This is a genomic window from Nocardiopsis alba, from assembly GCF_000710955.1.
Taxonomy (GTDB): Bacteria; Actinomycetota; Actinomycetes; order Streptosporangiales; family Streptosporangiaceae; genus Nocardiopsis; species Nocardiopsis alba.
Genome location: NZ_BAZE01000004.1, coordinates 34801 through 53940, shown reverse-complemented (window position 1 = coordinate 53940; position 19140 = coordinate 34801). Strand labels below are relative to the sequence as shown.

General features: G+C 67.8%; 22 protein-coding genes. 14 read left to right on the top strand and 8 right to left on the bottom strand.

Annotated elements, in window-relative coordinates; all coding sequences use genetic code 11:
- Positions 1-77 precede the first annotated feature (77 nt).
- The 14 genes from TR33_RS09060 (at position 78) to TR33_RS08995 (ending at position 11210) form a co-directional block, all read left to right on the top strand.
- Entirely contained in the window at positions 78-884 is an 807-nt protein-coding gene (locus tag TR33_RS09060; protein WP_014911858.1) for an L-threonylcarbamoyladenylate synthase, read from the top strand.
- Between the two features lie 12 nt (positions 885-896).
- Positions 897-2063 carry an MraY family glycosyltransferase gene (locus tag TR33_RS09055; RefSeq protein ID WP_017536385.1) on the top strand — a complete coding sequence of 389 codons (1167 nt, stop codon included), beginning with the start codon at positions 897-899 and terminating at the stop codon, positions 2061-2063.
- Between the two features lie 224 nt (positions 2064-2287).
- Complete coding sequence (locus tag TR33_RS09050; protein WP_014911135.1) at positions 2288-2710, top strand: hypothetical protein; 423 nt, start codon at positions 2288-2290, stop codon at positions 2708-2710.
- Positions 2711-2815: 105 nt separating this feature from the next.
- On the top strand, positions 2816-3046 hold the full coding sequence (locus TR33_RS25945) for an AtpZ/AtpI family protein (RefSeq protein ID WP_026125345.1): 231 nt from the start codon (positions 2816-2818) through the stop codon (positions 3044-3046).
- A 105-nt stretch (positions 3047-3151) separates the two neighbouring features.
- A complete protein-coding gene (gene atpB, locus TR33_RS09040; protein ID WP_014908986.1) occupies positions 3152-3982 on the top strand; it encodes a F0F1 ATP synthase subunit A in 831 nt (276 codons plus the stop codon).
- Between the two features lie 124 nt (positions 3983-4106).
- Positions 4107-4328: an ATP synthase F0 subunit C gene (gene atpE / locus TR33_RS09035; RefSeq protein ID WP_014911606.1), complete on the top strand. Its 222-nt coding sequence runs from the start codon at positions 4107-4109 to the stop codon at positions 4326-4328.
- Positions 4329-4384: 56 nt separating this feature from the next.
- Complete coding sequence (locus TR33_RS09030) at positions 4385-4930, top strand: F0F1 ATP synthase subunit B (protein WP_017536383.1); 546 nt, start codon at positions 4385-4387, stop codon at positions 4928-4930.
- Complete coding sequence (locus TR33_RS09025) at positions 4930-5751, top strand: F0F1 ATP synthase subunit delta (protein WP_014908194.1); 822 nt, start codon at positions 4930-4932, stop codon at positions 5749-5751. Before TR33_RS09030 ends, TR33_RS09025 begins: the two co-directional genes overlap by 1 nt.
- A 73-nt stretch (positions 5752-5824) precedes the next feature.
- Positions 5825-7465 carry a F0F1 ATP synthase subunit alpha gene (gene atpA / locus TR33_RS09020; RefSeq protein ID WP_014910078.1) on the top strand — a complete coding sequence of 547 codons (1641 nt, stop codon included), beginning with the start codon at positions 5825-5827 and terminating at the stop codon, positions 7463-7465.
- 3 nt (positions 7466-7468) lie between these two features.
- Positions 7469-8389: a F0F1 ATP synthase subunit gamma gene (locus TR33_RS09015; RefSeq protein ID WP_042282697.1), complete on the top strand. Its 921-nt coding sequence runs from the start codon at positions 7469-7471 to the stop codon at positions 8387-8389.
- A 5-nt stretch (positions 8390-8394) separates the two neighbouring features.
- Entirely contained in the window at positions 8395-9840 is a 1446-nt protein-coding gene (gene atpD, locus TR33_RS09010) for a F0F1 ATP synthase subunit beta (RefSeq protein WP_014911428.1), read from the top strand.
- Between the two features lie 128 nt (positions 9841-9968).
- The gene (locus TR33_RS09005) at positions 9969-10358 is read left to right on the top strand and encodes a F0F1 ATP synthase subunit epsilon (protein ID WP_014912009.1); all 390 of its coding nucleotides are present in this window, start codon (positions 9969-9971) and stop codon (positions 10356-10358) included.
- Positions 10359-10378: 20 nt separating this feature from the next.
- Positions 10379-10864, top strand: a complete 486-nt coding sequence (locus TR33_RS09000; protein ID WP_017536382.1) for a DUF2550 domain-containing protein — start codon at positions 10379-10381, stop codon at positions 10862-10864.
- Positions 10865-10904: 40 nt separating this feature from the next.
- Entirely contained in the window at positions 10905-11210 is a 306-nt protein-coding gene (locus tag TR33_RS08995) for an MTH1187 family thiamine-binding protein (RefSeq protein WP_020379975.1), read from the top strand.
- Positions 11211-11232: 22 nt separating this feature from the next.
- On the opposite strand, the gene TR33_RS08990 is transcribed toward TR33_RS08995, so the two are convergent.
- The 8 genes from TR33_RS08990 to nucS form a co-directional block, all read right to left on the bottom strand.
- Positions 11233-11829: a cob(I)yrinic acid a,c-diamide adenosyltransferase gene (locus TR33_RS08990; RefSeq protein WP_017536381.1), complete on the bottom strand. Its 597-nt coding sequence runs from the start codon at positions 11827-11829 to the stop codon at positions 11233-11235.
- A 329-nt stretch (positions 11830-12158) separates the two neighbouring features.
- Positions 12159-13676 carry a M28 family peptidase gene (locus tag TR33_RS08985; protein WP_017536380.1) on the bottom strand — a complete coding sequence of 506 codons (1518 nt, stop codon included), beginning with the start codon at positions 13674-13676 and terminating at the stop codon, positions 12159-12161.
- A gap of 237 nt (positions 13677-13913) precedes the next feature.
- A complete protein-coding gene (locus TR33_RS08980; protein WP_014908248.1) occupies positions 13914-14585 on the bottom strand; it encodes a DUF1707 SHOCT-like domain-containing protein in 672 nt (223 codons plus the stop codon).
- A 74-nt stretch (positions 14586-14659) separates the two neighbouring features.
- Positions 14660-15295 carry a response regulator gene (locus TR33_RS08975; RefSeq protein ID WP_014908502.1) on the bottom strand — a complete coding sequence of 212 codons (636 nt, stop codon included), beginning with the start codon at positions 15293-15295 and terminating at the stop codon, positions 14660-14662.
- Positions 15292-16581 (bottom strand): sensor histidine kinase, encoded by a 1290-nt coding sequence (locus TR33_RS08970; protein WP_017536379.1) that lies wholly within the window; start codon positions 16579-16581, stop codon positions 15292-15294. The genes TR33_RS08975 and TR33_RS08970 overlap by 4 nt, the downstream gene beginning before the upstream one ends.
- Entirely contained in the window at positions 16557-17426 is an 870-nt protein-coding gene (locus TR33_RS08965) for an ABC transporter permease (protein WP_042282693.1), read from the bottom strand. The genes TR33_RS08970 and TR33_RS08965 overlap by 25 nt, the downstream gene beginning before the upstream one ends.
- Positions 17423-18289, bottom strand: a complete 867-nt coding sequence (locus tag TR33_RS08960; RefSeq protein ID WP_017536377.1) for an ABC transporter ATP-binding protein — start codon at positions 18287-18289, stop codon at positions 17423-17425. The genes TR33_RS08965 and TR33_RS08960 overlap by 4 nt, the downstream gene beginning before the upstream one ends.
- A gap of 130 nt (positions 18290-18419) precedes the next feature.
- Positions 18420-19097: an endonuclease NucS gene (gene nucS, locus TR33_RS08955; protein WP_017536376.1), complete on the bottom strand. Its 678-nt coding sequence runs from the start codon at positions 19095-19097 to the stop codon at positions 18420-18422.
- Positions 19098-19140: the final 43 nt, after the last annotated feature.

Sequence of the window (19140 nt, the reverse complement as noted above, 5' to 3'; positions counted from 1 at the left end):
GGACCACCACCCACATCCCCATCGTCGAACCGACACCCGAGGCCGGTCGACCCGTTCGAGATCGAGGTGAACACAGGGTGAGCCGTATCTACGATTGCGCGGACGAGTCCGCGCGCAAGGACGGCATCGCCGACGCCGCGTCCGCGGTGCGTCGAGGCGAACTCGTGGTACTGCCCACGGACACCGTGTACGGCATCGGCAGCGACGCCTTCAGCCCGAAGGCCGTCGCGCGGTTGCTGGAGACCAAGGGACGAGGGCGGGACATGCCGCCGCCGGTGCTGGTGGGCTCGATCCGGGCCGCCACCGCCCTCATCGACGACCTGGGCAACCACGGCCGTGACCTGATGGAGGAGTTCTGGCCCGGCCCGCTCACCCTGGTGTGCACCGCCACCCCCAGCCTGTCCTGGGATCTGGGCGACACCAAGGGCACCGTGGCCGTGCGCATGCCGATGGATCCGGTGGCCTTGGAGCTGCTCAAGGAGACCGGGCCCATGGCGGTCAGCAGCGCCAACAAGTCCGGGGAGCCGGCCGCCACCACCGCCGGCGAGGCGATCGAACAGCTCGGTGACGAGGACGTCGCGGTCTACCTGGACGGTGGGAGCAACGAGAGCACCGTTCCCTCGACCATCGTCGACCTGACCTACGCGGTTCCCAGGGTCCTGCGCTCCGGCGCCGTGTCGATCGAGCAACTGCGCGCCGTGTGCGGCACCGTCATCGGTGAGCTGCGCAAGGGGCGCACCAAGCCCAAGAAGGACGAGGGGGCCGAGGAGGCCGCCGAGTCCGGGACCGAGGAACAGACCGAGGAGAGCGGCGCGGAGACCTCCCGGGGTCCCGCTTCCGAAACGGAGGCCGAGGGGCCTCGAGGAGACCGCTCAGAGAGCTAGAGGGGCCGGCCCGTGCGGGAGTACGCGCTCACCTTCGTCATCGCCGCCGCGGTGACCTACCTGCTCGTGCCGTTGGTCCGCCGGTTGGCGATCGCCTTCGGCGCGGCACCCCCGGTACGTGAACGTGATGTGCACACCGAGCCCATCCCCAGGTTGGGCGGTCTGGCCATCTATGGAGGCTTCGCGGCCGCGCTGTTGATCTCCGCGCAGCTTCCGCACCTACAGAACGTGTTCGTCGCCAAGACCTGGATCGGTCTGTTGTTGGCCGGCGGGCTCATCACCGTCATCGGGGTCGTCGACGACCGGTGGGGGATGGACCCGCTGAGCAAGCTGGCCGGTCAGGTCGCGGCCGCTGGCATCCTCGTCTGGCAGGGCGTGCAGCTCCTGTGGCTGCCACTGCCGGGCACCCAGTTGTCGTTGGGCCCCTGGCTCGGCGCGATGGTCTCGATCCTGCTCATCGTGGTGACGATCAACGCCGTCAACTTCGCCGACGGGCTGGACGGGTTGGCCGCGGGGATCGTCGGCATCTCCTCCCTGGCCTTCTTCGCGTACTACTACGTGGTCGCGGTCGAGCAGGGGTTCGTGCGTCAGTCCTATCCGGCGATGATCGCGATCATCCTGGCCGGGACCTGTGTCGGTTTCCTCTTCCACAACTTCCACCCGGCCCGTGTGTTCATGGGCGACACCGGGTCGATGCTGTTGGGACTGTTGCTGACCTCCATCACGATCACGGTGACCGGCCAGTTCGACGCGAACACGGCCCGCGAGGAGTTCAACTCCTCCGGTCTGGTCGTCTTCCTGCCCATCGCGCTGCCCCTGCTGGTGATCGCGCTGCCGCTGGCCGACCTGGTCCTGGCGGTCCTGCGCCGGACCCTGGCGGGCAAGTCCCCGTTCGCCCCGGACCGCGGTCACCTGCACCACCGTCTGTTGGACATGGGACACACCCACGCTCGCGCGGTGCTGTTGATGTACCTGTGGGCGGGTATCGTCGCCTTCGCCGCGGTGGCGCTGTCGATCTTCGATTCGGCGTTCATCGTCCTGACGGTGACGGTCCTGGTCGCCACGTGTGCGGTCGGTCTCATCGCGCTGCCCCGACTGCGCCGTCGCGGGCTGCTCCCCTGGGACCGGGAGAAGGGGACGGAACGCTCGAAAGATCACCATCCGTCAACCGATGGATAAATGCCCGATCACGTTGACGACGGAGGTCCCGAGAGGGGGTCCGTATGTGCGCAGGTGTGAAGGCCGGAAAGAGTGTGTGCAAAGTGACACAAGGCCCGAAGCCGTACGAGGGCGGGGCTTTCGCAGGGCGTTAAGGCCGCGTTAAGGAGACCCTGGATTTGGTACCGAAAACCTTGTGATAGCTTTCACGAGCAGGTACCCACTGAACCCCACGGAGCTTCGTCATGCAGGAACACGACGCCCGGATCCTCCGCGGCGCCGCGCTTCCGAGCGCCGCGTGCGGGGTCCTGGCCATCGCGGTCTCGGCCCTTTTCGCGGGTATGGCCGGAGCTCTCGGGTCGGCCCTGGCGGTGGTCATCATCCTCGCCTGTTTCGGTCTGGGGCAGTGGGCGGTCATGATGGTCACCCGGCGGAACAAGGACCTGTTCCTCGCCGCGAACATGCTCGGTTTCGTCGTGAAGATGGCGCTGCTGGGCATTCTGCTGGTGACACTGGGCCGTAGCCCCCTCATCGCCGATCTCAGCAGCAACTCCTTCGTCTACAGCGCGTTGGCGGTGGTGCTGGTCTGGCTGGGTGGGCAGACCTGGGCCACCTCCCGGGCGAAGATCCTCCACGTGGACCCGAGTGAGAGCTCGGAGAGCACGTGATGGGGTGCCCCGCCGCGACCCGTCGAAATGGGCGTAATAACCTGTTCCACGGCAGGCGAACGGCCACCTTCCAGCCAAGCCCCACATGCTATATTCCGGAGCGAGATGAGCAGCGAACCAGCCGAGAAGAAGGGCTCCAGCGCGCCTCCCATGCCGCGAGAGTCCGATGGCTGGGCACTCTTCTCGACTCTGCTCTCGGGTGTGCTCGTGTGGAGCGCGATCGGCTGGGGCGCGGACAGGCTCCTGGGTTTCCAGGCACTCTTCCTGCCCATCGGGGCGGTTCTCGGCATGGCCGGCGCGATCTATCTGATCGTCACCAGGACACGCCACCTCTGAGCCCCCCGCAGTCCCGCGTCGCCCATCTCGCGACGACGCTAGCAGTAACAACCATCAACGAGGCTTTCTTGCGTCACGACGAAAGGATTCGCCGTGAGTGCTGACGTGCGCATTCTCGCGGCCGAACCGGGTTGCCATCTCTTCGGCGACAACGGTTGCGGGTTCCAGGCACCCACCATCAAGATGTTCTTCCCCGAACCTTGGTTCGATGGGATCCCTGGTAGTGCGGGCATCGACCTGTACCTGGTTCTGTTGCTCGTCGCGGTCGGTGCCGTCCTGCTTCTGTGGTCGTGGTTCAGCAAGAAGCTGAGCCTCGTCCCCGGCCGCAGGCAGAGTGTCGGCGAGATGCTGATCCTGTTCATCCGGGACAACATCACCCGCCCGACCATGGGCGCCAAGGGCGACAGCTTCATCCCGTTCCTCACGGCCGTATTCACGCTCATCCTGGCCATGAACTTCACCGGGCTCATCCCCGGCATGATCCCGGTCAACAGCAACCTCGCCTTCACGGCGATGTTCGCTCTCACGATCTACGTGATGACGATCGTCATCGGTGTCCGCAACCAGGGCGGCTGGGGCTACTTCAGCAACCAGCTCTTCCCGCCGGGGATGCCGAAGATCTTCTACATCATCGTCACCCCGATCGAGCTTCTCTCGGTCTTCCTCATCCGCCCGGCGACGCACGCTCTGCGTCTGTTCGCGACCATGTTCGCGGGCAGCCTGCTGCTGGCCGTGTTCGCCTACGGCGGCTGGTACATGCTGAACCTGACGGCGGAGCCGATGCTCGCCGCGGTCTCGGTCCTCTTCTCCGGCGCCGCGCTGATCGGTTACGTCCTCTTCTTCCTCTTCGAGATCCTGATCATGCTGATCCAGGCCTTCGTGTTCACACTGCTCGCGAGCCTCTACATCAGCCAGTCGCTCGAGGCGGCCCACTAGACCCCCTCCCCGTCCCCCCGATCCCGTGATCGGACCGGGCTCGAGGAGTGCTTCAAACCCGTCCACACCGGCGCACTGACCAATTGCGAACCGCAACGCCGGACGTCGAGTAAAGGGAAACACCATGGACATCGCCGCTATCTCCGGCAGCATCAACACCGTCGGCTACGGCATCAGCGTCATCGGCGCCGGTATCGGTGTCGGTATCATCTTCGGTCTCGGCATGCAGGCCATCGCCCGTCAGCCCGAGGCCCGCGGCCCGCTCCAGACCAACATCTACCTGGGTATGGCCCTGGTCGAGGCCCTCGCCATCCTGGGCTTCGTCCTCGCCTTCGCCGTCAACTAAACAGCCATCGCCAACCGTTTTCCGATGGCTACTGACGACGTGAAGGAGGGCTGACCATGTTGCACGAGTTGGCAGCCGAACCAAACATTCTGCGGATCGACTGGGTGAAGTTCACCTTCGGTGTGATCGCGCTCGCCGTGGTCTACTTCTTTGTGGCCCGCAAGGCGGTCCCCAAGGTGATGAAGGTCCTCGACGAGCGTCATGACGCCATCGAGGGCGGCATCGAGCGGGCGAAGAACGCCGAGTCCGAGGCCGAGGAGATCCGCCAGCAGTACCGCGAGAAGCTCGAAGAGGCCCACCGCGAGTACGCGCAGGAGATCGAGAAGGCCAAGGAGCAGCGCGCGGCGATCATCGCCGAGGCTCGCGACGAGGCCCAGGTCGAGGCCAAGCGGATCATCGACGCCGCCAAGGCCCAGATCGAGGCCGACCGCCAGCAGGCGGTGGCCCAGCTCCGCGCCGAGATCGGCACCCTGTCCACCGAGCTCGCGAGCCGCATCGTCGGTGAGACGCTCAGTGACGGCGCCGCCCAGACCCGGGTGGTGGACCGGTTCCTCGAGGAGCTGGAGCAGGACGAGAGCGCGAAGCAAGCCGAGGTGCGCTGATGCGTGGTATCAGCCGCAGCTCCCTGGCCGAGGTGACCCGGCGCCTGGACACGAACGTCCTGGCGTCGGCCGACGCCGCGCAGCACGCGCTCTCGCTCGGTGGCGAACTCTTCGAGGTCGTCACCCTGCTCGGCGGCGAGCACACGCTCCGCCGCTGGCTCGCGGACCAGGCCAACTCCTCCGAGGACAAGACCGCCCTGATCGGTCGCATCCTCGAGGGCAAGGTGTCGCCGTCCACGGTCATCGTGGTCAGCGACGTCGTGGCCCAGCCGTGGTCCACCGCGCGTGACATGCAGGACGCCCTGGAGCGGATGGCGGTCTACGCGACCGTCGCCTCCGTCGAGGGCGGCCGGCTGGACGAGCTCGAGGACGAACTGTTCCGCTTCCAGCGGATCGTCGTCGCCGAGCCGGACCTGCGCGCGGCTCTGACCCGTGACGGTGTCGACCACTCGCACCGGCGCTCGCTGGTCGAGAACCTGCTCTCGGGCAAGGTGAACGCCGCGACGTCGGCCCTGGTCGCCCAGGCGGTCACCAACCCGCGGGGACGTACCCTGGAGCAGGCGCTCGACAACTTCGGCCAGTTGGTGGCCGAGCGCGCGCAGCGCTACATCGCCGTGGTACGCACCGCACACGCTCTGAGCGAGGACCGGCAGGAGCGCCTGCGCGCCCTGTTGAGCCGAAAGTACGGCCGTGACATCCACCTGAACATCGAGGTCGCCCCGGAAATCCTGGGTGGACTCTCCATCCAGGTGGGCGACGAGGTCATCGACGGCACCATCGCCGGGCGCATCGCCGAGGTCCAGCGTCGTCTGGCCGGTTGAACACGCGAATAAACGCAAGGCAAGCACGCACGGCGCCGGCCCGGCGCCATTTGAGAGCAAGGACAACGTAGAGATGGCGGAGCTGACGATCCGGCCGGACGAGATCCGGGACGCGCTACAGCGCTTCGTCCAGTCGTACGAGCCTGATGCCACCCGCGCGGAAGAGGTCGGAACCGTCACCTACTCCGGTGACGGCATCGCCCGCGTCGGTGGCCTTCCCTCGGCGATGGCGAACGAGCTGCTGAAGTTCGAGGACGGCACCCTGGGACTGGCCCAGAACCTTGAGGTCGGCGAGATCGGTGCCGTGGTGCTGGGCGACTTCGACGGCATCGAGGAGGGGCAGAAGGTGCGTCGCACCGGCCAGCTCCTCTCCGTGCCGGTGGGTGACGACTTCCTCGGCCGTGTGGTGGACCCCCTGGGTGCCCCCATCGACGGCAAGGGCGAGATCGCCTCGACCGGCCGCCGCGAGCTGGAGCTCCAGGCGGCGACCGTGATGGAGCGCCAGCCGGTCCACGAGCCCCTTCAGACCGGTATCAAGGCGATCGACACCATGACGCCGATCGGCCGCGGTCAGCGACAGCTGATCATCGGTGACCGGCAGACCGGTAAGACCGCGCTCGGTATCGACTCGATCATCAACCAGAAGGCCAACTGGGAGAGCGGCGACCCCGACAAGCAGGTGCGCTGCATCTACGTCGCGATCGGCCAGAAGGGCTCGACCATCGCCGGTGTGCGTGGCGCCCTCGAAGAGGCCGGCGCGATGGAGTACACCACCATCGTGGCCGCCCCGGCGTCCGACCCGGCGGGCTTCAAGTACCTGGCCCCCTACACCGGTTCGGCCCTGGGCCAGCACTGGATGTACGAGGGCAAGCACGTCCTCATCGTCTTCGACGACCTGACCAAGCAGGCCGAGGCCTACCGCGCGGTCTCCCTCCTTCTGCGCCGCCCGCCGGGCCGTGAGGCCTACCCGGGTGACGTCTTCTACCTCCACTCCCGGCTCCTGGAGCGCTGCGCGAAGCTCTCCGACGAGCTGGGCAAGGGCTCGATGACCGCTCTGCCGATCATCGAGACCAAGGCGGGCGACGTCTCGGCGTACATCCCCACCAACGTCATCTCCATCACCGACGGTCAGGTCTTCCTGAACTCGGACCTGTTCAACCAGGGCCAGCGTCCGGCGATCGACGTCGGTGTCTCCGTCTCCCGTGTGGGTGGCGCGGCGCAGACCAAGGCCACCAAGAAGGTGTCCGGAACCCTGCGTCTGGGCCTGGCCCAGTACCGAGAGCTGGAGGCCTTCTCCGCCTTCGGTTCGGACCTGGACGCCGTCTCCAAGCAGCAGCTGGAGCGCGGTGCCCGGATGATGGAGCTGCTCAAGCAGGGGCAGTACTCGCCGTTCGCCATGGAGAAGACCGTCGTCTCGATCTGGGCCGGTACCACCGGCAAGGTCGACGAGGTCCCGGTCGAGGACGTGCGTCGCTTCGAGGAGGACTTCCTGGCCTACCTCGAGCGCGAGCACAAGGGTGTTCTCGACACCATCCGTGAGACCGGCAAGTTCGAGAGCGAGACCCAGCAGACCCTCGAGACCGCCATCGAGAAGTTCAAGCAGAGCTTCCAGACCTCCGCCGGCACCCTCCTGGGCACCGAGGCCGAGGCCGAGGCACTCTCCGAGGAGAAGGTCGGCCAGGAGACCATCAAGGTCGCCAAGGGCGGGAAGTAACCCATGGGTGCACAGCTTCGCGTCTATCGCCGGAGGATCCGCTCGACGAAGTCGACAGCGAAGATCACCCGCGCGATGGAGCTCATCGCCGCCACGCGTATCACCAAGGCGCAGCGTGCGGCCGAGGCTGCCGGACCCTACGCGCGGGAGATCACGCGGGCCGTCTCGGCCCTGGCCAGCCGGGTGAGCGATCACCCTCTGCTGACCGAGGCCGAGAACCCCACCCGCGCGGCCGTCCTGGTCATCACCAGTGACAAGGGCCTGGCGGGCGCCTTCTCGACCAACGTCCTGAAGGAGGCCGAGTCCCTCACCCGGCTCCTCAAGGAGCAGGGCAAGGAGGTCGTCACCTACATGGTGGGTCGTAAGGGGGTGAACTTCTACAGGTTCCGCGACCGTGAGGTCGAGGCCATGTGGGAGAACATCACCGAGCGTCCGACCTACGCGCACGCTCAGGAGATCGGTTCCGCGCTGATGGAGCGGTTCTCCAAGGACACCGCCGAGGGCGGTGTCGACGAGATCCACGTGATCTCCACCGAGTTCGTCTCGATGCTGACCCAGCGCGCCTCGGCCGTTCGTGCCCTGCCGCTGGAGGTGGAAGAGGTGGACGCCGCGGAGCTGGAAGAGGCTCACGGCGGCCAGGCTCTGCCGTTGTACGAGTTCGAGCCCTCCGCGGAGGACGTCCTGGACCGGCTGCTCCCGCAGTACGTCACCAACAGGATCTACTTCGCCCTCCTCGAGTCCGCCGCCTCCCAGCAGGCGTCCCGTCGCGCGGCGATGAAGGCCGCGACCGACAACGCCGAGGAACTCGCCAAGAAGCTGACGCGTCTGGCCAACCAGGCACGTCAGGCCGAGATCACCAACGAGATCAGTGAGATTGTCGGCGGTGCCGACGCGCTCGCTGCTTCCAGCGCGGGAAGTGAGTAACAGAAGTGACTGCGACAGTTGAAGGGACGACCGGCGCCGGCACCGCCACCGGTCGGATCGCCCGGGTCACCGGGCCGGTCGTCGACGTGGAGTTCCCCGTCGGCTCCATGCCTGCCATCTACAACGCTCTGCACACCGACGTGAAGGTCGGCGGCAAGGAGAAGGTCATCACCCTGGAGGTCGCCCAGCACCTGGGTGACAACCTGGTGCGCGCCATCTCCCTCGCCCCGCAGGACGGCCTGGTCCGTGGCGCCGAGGTGCGCGACACCGGCTCCCCGATCAGCGTCCCCGTCGGCGACGTCGTCAAGGGCCACGTGTTCAACACCCTGGGCCAGCCCCTGGACGTGGACGCGGCCGAGCTCGGCGCGACCGAGTACTGGCCGATCCACCGCAAGGCCCCGTCCTTCGACCAGCTCGAGTCCAAGACCGAGATGATGGTCACGGGCATCAAGGTCATCGACCTGCTCACGCCGTACGTGCGTGGTGGCAAGATCGGCCTGTTCGGTGGCGCGGGTGTGGGCAAGACGGTGCTCATTCAGGAGATGATCACCCGTATCGCCCGTAACTTCGGTGGTGTGTCCGTGTTCGCCGGTGTCGGTGAGCGCACCCGTGAGGGTACGGACCTCTTCCTGGAGATGGACGAGATGGAGGTCCTCCAGGACACCGCTCTCGTCTTCGGCCAGATGGACGAGCCCCCGGGCACCCGTCTGCGCGTGGCGCTGTCCGCTCTGACGATGGCGGAGTACTTCCGCGACGTTCAGAACCAGGACGTGCTCCTGTTCATCGACAACATCTTCCGTTTCACCCAGGCGGGTTCCGAGGTCTCCACGCTGCTGGGCCGTATGCCCTCCGCCGTGGGTTACCAGCCCAACCTGGCCGACGAGATGGGTCTCCTCCAGGAGCGGATCACCTCGACGCGTGGTCACTCGATCACCTCGATGCAGGCGATCTACGTCCCCGCGGACGACTACACCGACCCGGCTCCGGCGACCACCTTCGCCCACCTGGACGCGACGACCGAGCTCTCCCGCCCGATCTCGCAGAAGGGCATCTACCCGGCGGTCGACCCGCTGGCCTCCACCTCCCGGATCCTCGACCCGCAGTACGTGGGCGAGGAGCACTACCAGGTGGCTCAGCGCGTCAAGGAGATCCTGCAGCGCAACAACGACCTGCAGGACCAGATCGCGATCCTCGGTATGGACGAGCTGTCCGAAGAGGACAAGATCATCGTCAACCGGGCCCGCCGGATCGAGCGTTTCCTCTCGCAGAACATGTTCGTCGCCGAGAAGTTCACCGGCAACCCGGGCGTGTTCGTGCCGCTGGAGGAGACCATCGCGTCCTTCAAGGCGCTCTGCGAGGGTGAGTACGACCACCTGCCCGAGCAGGCCTTCCTCGACGTCGGCAACATCGATATGGCCGTCGAGAAGGCCAAGAAGCTGCAGGAAGGCTAGGACTGCGCGTCAGTGTCCCCCCATCGTGAGGTGGAGGGCGACGGGCGGGGCTAGTTCCCAGACGGGGCCGGGTATCGGTTCGTACTCGGCCCCGTCGAACCCACCCGCTAGCCGAGGAGTTTGTGGCAGTGTCGAAGAAGCTTTTCGTCGAGATCGTCTCTCCCGAACGTGAGATTTGGGCGGGCGAGGGCGACATGGTCATCGCGAAGACCGTCGAGGGTGAGATCGGTGTCATGCCCGGGCACGTCCCGGTGCTGTCGCTGCTCGCCGAGGACGCGGTCGTCCGCGTGCTGGGGGCCCGTGAGACCGGAGAGGTCAGGGCCGCCGCCCACGGCGGGTTCGTCTCGGTTTCGGGTGAGGGTCGGATCTCCATCCTCGCCGAGACCGCCGAGCTCGCCGAGGACATCGATGTGAACCGTGCGCGTCAGGCTCTGACGAGCGCGACCGAGGCGGGCGACAGCGCCGCCATCGGGCGCGCCCGCAGCCGTCTGCGCGCCGCAGGCGAGGAAGTCGCCTAACGAACGGGAAGGCGGAACGAGTGGTGGAACTCCTGCCGGGAGCACCGTGGTCGGGATCCCTGTGGTGGGTGATCCTCGCGCTCGTCGCCGCCCTCTCACTGGCGCTCGTCGTCGGTGTGCTGCGACGTCTGGTCCTGGTGCGCAGCGGCGGCGCCATCGAGTGTTACCTGCGGACTCGCGGGGCCAAAGGCCGCCGAGGGGCCTGGCGTGTCGGCTTCGGCCGATACGGCACGGACGACCTCGGCTGGTTCCCCGTCCTCTCGCTCAGACCGCGGCCGACAGTACGACTGTCGCGCCGCGGTCTCGTCGTTGTCGGACGTCGTGAGCCCGGCCCCGGCGACGCGCCCCTCACCCCCGATCTGACCATCCTGGAGATCGGCTGGTACGCCGAGGACGGAAGCGACCCAGAGGAGCCGGTCTACGAGGTCGCCATGGGCGAACGCCAGCTCACCGGCTTCCTGTCCTGGACCGAGTCCATGCCTCCGGGCACTCAGTGGGAGGCCTGAGAAGGTTCACAGTCGTGGACTCATGTGTTTCGATGGCCCCATGAGTACCATCGTCGCTTTCTCAGTGTCCCCACTCGGTACCGGTGAGTCCGTGGCCCCCGCGGTCGCGCGCGCGGTCAAGGTCGTGAGGGACAGCGGGCTGCCCAACGAGACCACTTCCATGTTCACCTCGGTCGAGGGGGAGTGGGACGAGGTCATGGACGTGGTCAAGCGCGCCGTGGAGGCCGCCGGTGAGGGGGCCGGGCGTGTGAGTCTGACCCTCAAGGCCGACATCCGTGAGGGCGTCACCGACGGCCTGCGCGGCAAGGTCGAGGCGGTCGAACGCGAACTCGGAGACCAGGCCTGATCCGCTCCCGGCGGCCGACGTCCTAGCGTTCGCCGCCGGGCCTCCAGAGCACCTCGTCGCCCTCGCGCGCGATGTACCGGCCGAGGATGAACAGCAGGTCGGAGAGCCGATTGAGGTATTGCGCGGTGAGCGGGTTGACGCTGTCACCGTGTTCCTCGATGGCCGCCCAGACGGAGCGTTCGGCCCGACGGACCACGATACGGGCCGTGTGCATCAACGCCACGGTGGGGGAGCCGCCGGGCAGGATGAAGCTGCGCAGCGTCGGCAGGTCCGCGTTGTAGGTGTCGCAGGCCTCCTCCAACCGGGTGACGTACTCCGGAAGCACGCGCAGGGGCGGGAACTCGGGGTCCGCGACGATGGGGGTGGACAGGTCCGCCCCCAGGTCGAAGAGTTCGTTCTGCACGCGGCCCAGGAGGGCGCGGACGTCCTCGGGGAGTTCTCCCATGGCCAGGGCGACGCCGATGGCCGCGTTGGCCTCCTCCGCGTCGGCGTAGCCGATGAGTCTGGTGTCGTTCTTGGAGGTCCTGCTCATGTCGCCGAGCGCCGTCGTGCCGGCGTCACCGGTGCGGGTGTAGATCTTCGACAGCACGACCGGCTTGTCCGTGTCCCGTTTGGTCATGGGGATCAGCCTATGCCCCGGGGGCCGTCCGTTCTCGGAGTGGTGCGTTCCGTCACGGAGGATCACCGTTCGATATCGGATGGTGTTGGTGATGTGTATCACTGATACAGTGAGAGACAAGGGAGCTACGGACAGTAGTTCTCCATGGTGTTCGCGCCGCGACACCCCCGGGCGGAACAGAGGGGGGCCGCCCGGGTGGACGGGCGCGGGGGGAGACACCGTACAGGGCGGGTGGCGTGGAACCGGGGGGTTCACGCCACCCGCCCCTCAGTGTGCCGGTGGGCCGGTCGTCCGTCTCGAACGAGAGGACGTGCCGGACGCCGCTCCTCCTACCTCACCCAGGCATCGCCCAGACGGGGCAGATCCACGACGGGCTGCGAGAGCGGGGTGACGCCGTTGACCGGCAGGGTGTTCTCGGCGAGGAACTCGATGCCGTGGGCACCCGCCGCGGACAGCTCGGCGACGGAGTCCATGTTGATGTTCTCCAGGGTGTCCTCGGCCGTGTGGTAGTACGGGTCGAACAGCTCGCCCTCGGTACCGCCGTACCATTCGACCTGCTCGGCGGTCTTGGTGCCGTCGGCCCCGCTGAACAGACCGCCGGAGGGGATACCGGCCTGCATGAAGGCCAGGTAGTCACTGCGTCCGCTCAGTACGCCCGGCTCGCTGACCTGGCCCTGGGAGGCGAAGTAGTCCTCGAAGATCTTGGCGATGGCGCCGGAGCCGGAGGGCGCTCCGCCGGACCCGGGCAGTTCCATCCTGCCGTCGAGGACGAAGCGGCCGTAGTTGTGCGAGCCGATCATGTCGAAGTTCAGGTAGAGCGCGATGTCGTCGAGTCGATCCTCGTCGAGGCTCGCGACGTACTCGTTGGAGCCGACCAGGCCGGACTCCTCGGTGCCCCAGAAGGCGAAGCGGACCTTGTTGTTCGGGTCCTCCTGCTGGGCCAACTGGACGGCGCTCTCCAGGACGAAGGCCGAGCCGCTGCCGTTGTCGTTGATCCCGGGGCCCTCTTCGACACTGTCGAGGTGGGCGCCTACGACCACCACGTTGTCGTCGCTGCCACCGGGGGTGTCGGCGAGGATGCTGTAGGAACGCTCGGTGGTCAGGCTGGTGTCCACCTCGATGTCCAGACGCAGCTCGTCGGCCTGGTCGGCCAGTTCCTCACCGAGGGCGGGGGTGAGCCCGAGGGCGGGGATCTCGGAGCCGGGCTCGACGGTGCCCATGAGCAGCTCGTCCTCGTTGTTGTAGATGAGGGCGGCCGAGGCTCCGGCGTCGGCGGCGTTCTGCACCTTCTCACCGAAGGCGCAGCTTCCGCGCTTCATCAGCGCGATCCGGCCTTCGGGGAAGTCGGCGAACTGCTCGGGGGCGCAACCGCTGTCGTCGGTGTCGGTGGAGACGAGGACGATCTCGCCGTCGCGGACGGAGCCGGAGGCGGAGTAGGACATGGTCTCGAAGTGCTCCCCCTCCCGGTACGGGTTCTCGTCGGGGGCCACACGGGACAGGACGGTGGGGCTCTCGGCCCGCCAGGCCTCGTACTCGTACTCGTGACGGTAGGGCTCGTAACCGGCCCGCTCCAGACGGTTCTCGACGTACTGGGCGGCGACGTCGTAGCCGGGGGTGCCGCTGGCCCGGTTGCCCCCGTTGTAGGAGGCGATGGTGTCGAGGTTCAGCAGATGGGCCTCGATCGCCTCGGCCGTCACCCGCTCGGAGAGCGGGATCTCGTCGGCGTGGGCCGGGCCGCCGGCGAGGGTGCCGGCGGCCAGTACCAGGGCGGTGAGTCCCGCCGTGGTGGTACGTCGACGTCTGGGGGACGAGCCGGTGAGGGAAGGTCCGGGGTGGCTCGGACGCACGATGCTTCCTCCGCTGAGAAGGGTCCATCTCGCCATGGCGGGGGAATGGACGCAGGGGTGGACGAGGTACCGGAGAAGCCTCGCATTCACCGCGGAGGGCGGCAAGGGAGTCCGAGGGACATTGCCACAATCAGCCACAGGTCTTACGTGGTGATGCACACTGTGATTGGATATTAGGTCCGGAATGGACGGATCGTCTTGATCTTCGAGTCCGATTCCGAGTGCCGGTCGTGAGGACTACTTCTCACCCTGGTAGCGGCGAGGCCGATACTTGATCCCCACCCCGCCCATCAACGCGAGACCGCGGATGTGCACGATCGGAGCCTCCGGATCCACGACGCTGGGCGGAGCTCCCTCCTCGATCCCGAAGCCGCCCATGATCGGCAGCCCGTGCACGCGGATCTGGATGTCGTCGGGCACGATGATCCCGACCCCGCCCATGGTCGCGCAGATCCAGATGGTGGTCTCACGATGGGTGAACCGGGCCTCGCGCAGGTCGATGTCGACGCCGCCCATCACCGCGGAGGTGTAGAAGTTCTTCGGAAGGACCCAGTCCCCGGAGCGGTCGGCGCCGCCCACGAAGGCCACGGCCAACGAACTGGTGGAGGAGCCGTTCACGACCCGTCCCGCCCCGTACACGGGGCGCGGCGAACGGAAGTCGGCGGGGACGGGGGCGGAACCGGAGGCGGAGGTGGTGTCCGGTAGATCCTTGGTGAGCGGCACCAGCTCACCGAGGGTCTTGGCCCGGTAGACCGCGTCGAGGCGCTCTCCGTGCTCGTCGGGGTCCAGGCGGCCTTCGGCCAGTCCCTCGCGCAGACGGTGCGCGACGGCGTCGCGGTCGGCGTCGGAGGCCCGGATCAGGTGGTTCGGGTCATCGCTGGGGGTGATCTCGCTCATCGGCTTCATCATATGACGATTCTTCCGTGGAAAACGGCCTGGAGAACCCCGGGAAATCCCTGAGAGTGCCCTGATTTCGGGGTTTCCTAACGCTCCGGAAGCAGTCCGCGTCGGAGAGCCCGGGTCACGGCCGAGGTGCGGTCTCCCACACCCAGTTTCTCGTAGATGCGCATCAGATGCGTCTTCACCGTGGTGGCGCTGATGTGCAGGGTGCGCCCGATCACCGCGTTGGTGTGCCCGTCGGCGGCCAGGCGCAGCACCTCCACCTCCCGAGGGGAGAGCGAGGGGCCCTCCGGTTCGGAACGTCGACGCACCCCGGTCAGCAGCTTCCCCGCCAGGTGTCCGCTGAGCACGGTCTCGCCGCGCGCCGCCGACCGGACCGCCTCCGCCAACTCCCCCCGAGGGGTGTCCTTGAGCAGGTAGCCCGTGGCGCCGGCCTCGACCGCGCGCAGGATGTCGGTGTCGGTGTCGTAGGTGGTGAGGACGAGCACATGGACACCGGGGTGCGCGGCGCGGATCCGTTCGGTGGCCTCGACGCCGTCGCCGCCGGGCATCCTCAGGTCCATCAGGATCACGTCCGGGGCCAGCTCGGCGGCGCGGACCACGGCCTCGGGTCCGGAACCGGCGTCTCCGACGATGTCCAGGTCCGGCTCGGTGCTGAGCATGCCTCGGATGCCCTCGCGGACCACGGGGTGGTCGTCCACCAACAGGACTCTGATCATGATGTCGAGGTCTCCTCGCTCGGAATGGTCAGACGGACGGTGGTGCCCTGCCCGGGAACGCTTTCGAGGTCGAGCGTCCCACCGACCGACTCGGCCCGGTGCCGCATGTTCGCGAGCCCGTTGCCGTGACCGGGGAGGGCGGTGTCGAAGCCGCGTCCGTTGTCGGAGACGCTCAGGGAGACACCGACGTCGGTGTAGGCCAGACAGACCCCGGTCCGGTCCGCGTCCGCATGCTTGCGGACGTTGGCCAGGGCCTCCTGCGCCGTGCGCAGCAGACACACCTGGAGGTCGTTGGGGAGCTCCTCGGGGGTCCCAGTCACGGTGGGGGTCACCTCGATGCCCAGCTCCCTGCCCAGCCGCCCGCAGATCCGGGTCAGGGCCGAGCCCAGGTCGCCGCCCTCCACCCCGACCGCCTGACGGGCGGCCACCATCGCCCGCGCCTCCGCCAGGTTCTCCGCCGCGGTCTCGCGCATGAGCACCAGGTGACGGCGGGCGGTGTCGGGGTCGGTGTCCATCTCCGACTCGACCGCCTGGGCCAGGGTGATGATGCTGGTGAACCCTTGGGCGAGGGTGTCGTGCATCTCCCGGGCCAGACGTTCCCGTTCGGCCATCGCCCCCGCCTGTTCTGAGAGGCGGGTGGCCTCCTCTCGGCTGTGCTGGAGCTGTTCGATGAGGGAGTAGCGCTCATAGCTCTGCTCCACGATCCGCTCGAACCAGCTCCCGAACCAGAACGCGAAGGCCAGCAACGTGCCGTTGATCAGGAGGGAGATCCCGACGTCCCCCCATTCCTGTCGGCCGAGCAGACCGGACCACAGGGTCGGGACGATCAGGATCATCCCCACGGTGGGCACGGCGAGCATGCTCCCCAGGGTCATGAAGGCCAACGGGGAGAGCGCGATGAGGAGGAAGGTCAGGGCCGGGTTCAGGATCACCGCCGGCAGGGTCGGCAGGAGCAGCAGGAGCGCCACAGGAAAGGGACCGACCCAGGAGGGCTCGGCCCCGCCGGTCTGGAAGTACCGCCGGACCAGGGCGTAGTGGAGGGCGATGACGGCGAGCATGAGTCCCGCGGTCGCCCACCGCCACCGTTCCGGACCGGTCAGCAGAGCCAGCACCGTCATGGCGAGCATCGTCCCGGTGAAGTACAGGTCCCACCAGAGGCCCACGTCCCAGGCGTGCCGTTCCGGAGGGGCCGAGAGCGGGTCGTGTTCCCCCTCCCGGTCCGGCACGGTGCCGTGTTCCGGGGCCTGTGCGGTCATGGTGGTCAGCCGTCCTTCCGGGTCTTCCAACGGAACGTCGCCAGGGTCACGACCAAGCCCACCACACACCAGGCGCCCAGCGCGATGGCGACCATGTGGAGGTCCCAGGCCCCGTTGCGTTCCATCTCGGCCATGGCGTCGGGGAAGAAACCGGCGCGCATGCCCTGGGCCATCCACAGCAGCGGGAAGAGGGAGGCGCCGGTCAGCACCCAGTCCGGCAGGGCCATGACCGGGACGAAGATGCCCGAGGTGAACTGAAGGACGAGGAAGGGCACGACGACCACGGCGGAGGCGGCCTGGGCCGAGCGGGCCAGCGAGCTGACGGCGATCCCCAGAAGGGCGCAGCCGACGGTGCCGAGAGCGAACACCCAGACGATGGTCGCCCACGAGGAGGCGTCGGTGGGCAGGGAGGCGTCGAAGAACAGCGCCGCGACGCCCAACAGCAGGATCAGCTGCCCCGACGCGAGGAACATGATGAGGACGGTCTTGCCGATGAAGTAGGAGCTCGGCGGCATCGGGGTGCCGCGCACACGACGCAGCGCCCCGTGGTCGCGTTCGGCGGCGATCGCGGTGCCCAGCGTCTGGAAGCTCACCGACATCAGCCCCATGGCGATGATCCCGGGCAGGTAGTAGTCGACGGCGGGCATCCCCATGTCGAACATGCCGTCGAAGATCGCCGCGAACATGATCAGGATGAGTGTCGGCAGGGAGAAGGTGAAGACCACGCTCTCCCACTCACGGCCGAAGGATCGGATCTCCATCCATCCCCGGGACAGGCCGATGCGAAGCGCTCCCACGGGACGGCCGCGCGGAATGTCGGCCACCGTCCCCTCGGTGCGGTGGACGGCGGTGGTCTCGGTCGTGGGGGTGCTCATACCGCGGTCTCCTCGGGCACGTGGGCGTCCTCGATCATCCCGAGGTAGATCTCCTCGAGGGTGGGGCGGTGCACGCTCAGCTCCGGGATCTCCCCGGGGAAGCGCGCGCTCAGCTCGGCGACGGTCCGGGTGGGCTCCTCGGTCCGGACCTCCCGACGCGCACCCTCCTCCGACCAGGCCACCGTGGCCTGCGCGGAGGCGCGCCCGCCCAGGGAGGCGGGGGTGTCCAGGGCCCTGATCCGGCCGGCGGCGATCACGCACACCCGGTCGGCGAGGAACTCGGCCTCCTCCAGATAATGGGTGGTGAGGACGATGGTGGTGCCCTCTCGGGCCAGCCCCTGGATCAGCTCCCAGAACTCGCGTCGGGCCCGGGGGTCGAAACCGGTGGTGGGCTCGTCGAGGAAGAGCAGTTCGGGACGGCCGATGATGCCGAGGGCCACGTCCAGGCGGCGGCGCTGACCTCCGGAGAGGGAGTCCGGCATGGCCTTGGCCTTCTCGGCCAGTCCGACCATCTCCACGACCTCGTCCGGGTCGTGGGCGAGCGGGTAGTAGCCCGCGAAGTGTCGCACCACGTCGCGCACCGGCAGCTTGGGGACCATGGTCTCCTTCTGCCACACGATCCCGATCCGGGCGCGCCAGTCCGCGCCGGCCGTGCCGGGGTCCCGGCCCAGGACCCGGGCGGAGCCCCCGGTCCGGGTACGGAAGCCCTCCAGGATCTCGACCGTGGTGGTCTTGCCCGCTCCGTTGGGACCGAGGAAGGAGAAGACCTCTCCTCGGGGGACGCTCAGATCGATGCCGGCGACCGCGTCGTTGTCGCCGTAGCGTTTGGTGAGGCCTTCGACCTCGATGACTGTTCCGCTCATGCCTCCAGGGTTCCGGGCCCGGGGCACGGGGGGTATCCGTCGGGGAGACCGACCGTTGTCCTCCGATCGGAGGACGCCCGGGGGCGTGCGGACACGTCGGGGTCGCACACCCCCGCCGAAGGGGCCGGGGTCAGAACAGCCGGAGCGTGTCGGGTTCGATACCGCGCAGTTCGTCGTAGTCCAGGACGACGCACGCGATACCGCGGTCCTCGGCCAGGACCCGGGCCTGCGGCTTGATCTCCTGGGCGGCGAACACGCCCGTCACGGGGGCCAGGGAGGGGTCCCGGTTGAGGAGTTCGAGGTAACGGGTGAGCTGTTCGACCCCGTCGATCTCACCGCGACGCTTGAGCTCGACGGCGACGGTCCTGTTCTCGCCGTCACGGCACAGGATGTCGACCGGGCCGATCGCCGTGGGGTATTCGCGCCGAATGAGCGTGTAGCCCTCGCCGAGCGTGGTGATGTGCTCGGCCAACAGCTCCTGGAGGTGGGCCTCGACCCCGTCCTTCTGGAGGCCGGGGTCCTTGCCGAGCTCGTGCGAGGAGTCGTGCATGATCTCCTCCATCGTCAGCACGAGCTTCTCACCGGACTTGCTGTGGGTGACCGTCCAGACGTCGGGTCCGTCCTGGACGATCTCCTCGCGCAGCTTGCACGGGGGGTTCATCCAGTTCAGGGGTTTGAAGGCCCGGTCGTCGGCGTGGATGGACACGCTTCCGTCGGCCTTGATGAGGATCAGACGGGGGGCCATGGGCAGGTGGGCGGTGAGCCGGCCGGCATAGTCGACGCTGCACCGCGCGATGACGAGACGCACGGGAGGTCACGTTACCTCCTCCGGTGGGATCCCGGCGACGGTT

What these genes read in the sequence shown, in the direction of transcription:
- TR33_RS09050 (WP_014911135.1), top strand. Translation starts at nt 2,288, where the DNA reads ATGCAGGAACACGACGCCCGGATCCTCCGCGGCGCCGCGCTTCCGAGC.
- TR33_RS25945 (WP_026125345.1), top strand. Translation starts at nt 2,816, where the DNA reads ATGAGCAGCGAACCAGCCGAGAAGAAGGGCTCCAGCGCGCCTCCCATG.
- atpE (WP_014911606.1), top strand. Translation starts at nt 4,107, where the DNA reads ATGGACATCGCCGCTATCTCCGGCAGCATCAACACCGTCGGCTACGGC.
- TR33_RS09030 (WP_017536383.1), top strand. Translation starts at nt 4,385, where the DNA reads ATGTTGCACGAGTTGGCAGCCGAACCAAACATTCTGCGGATCGACTGG.
- TR33_RS09025 (WP_014908194.1), top strand. Translation starts at nt 4,930, where the DNA reads ATGCGTGGTATCAGCCGCAGCTCCCTGGCCGAGGTGACCCGGCGCCTG.
- atpA (WP_014910078.1), top strand. Translation starts at nt 5,825, where the DNA reads ATGGCGGAGCTGACGATCCGGCCGGACGAGATCCGGGACGCGCTACAG.
- TR33_RS09015 (WP_042282697.1), top strand. Translation starts at nt 7,469, where the DNA reads ATGGGTGCACAGCTTCGCGTCTATCGCCGGAGGATCCGCTCGACGAAG.
- TR33_RS08995 (WP_020379975.1), top strand. Translation starts at nt 10,905, where the DNA reads ATGAGTACCATCGTCGCTTTCTCAGTGTCCCCACTCGGTACCGGTGAG.
- TR33_RS08990 (WP_017536381.1), bottom strand. Translation starts at nt 11,829, where the DNA reads ATGACCAAACGGGACACGGACAAGCCGGTCGTGCTGTCGAAGATCTAC.
- TR33_RS08980 (WP_014908248.1), bottom strand. Translation starts at nt 14,585, where the DNA reads ATGATGAAGCCGATGAGCGAGATCACCCCCAGCGATGACCCGAACCAC.
- TR33_RS08975 (WP_014908502.1), bottom strand. Translation starts at nt 15,295, where the DNA reads ATGATCAGAGTCCTGTTGGTGGACGACCACCCCGTGGTCCGCGAGGGC.
- TR33_RS08965 (WP_042282693.1), bottom strand. Translation starts at nt 17,426, where the DNA reads ATGAGCACCCCCACGACCGAGACCACCGCCGTCCACCGCACCGAGGGG.
- TR33_RS08960 (WP_017536377.1), bottom strand. Translation starts at nt 18,289, where the DNA reads ATGAGCGGAACAGTCATCGAGGTCGAAGGCCTCACCAAACGCTACGGC.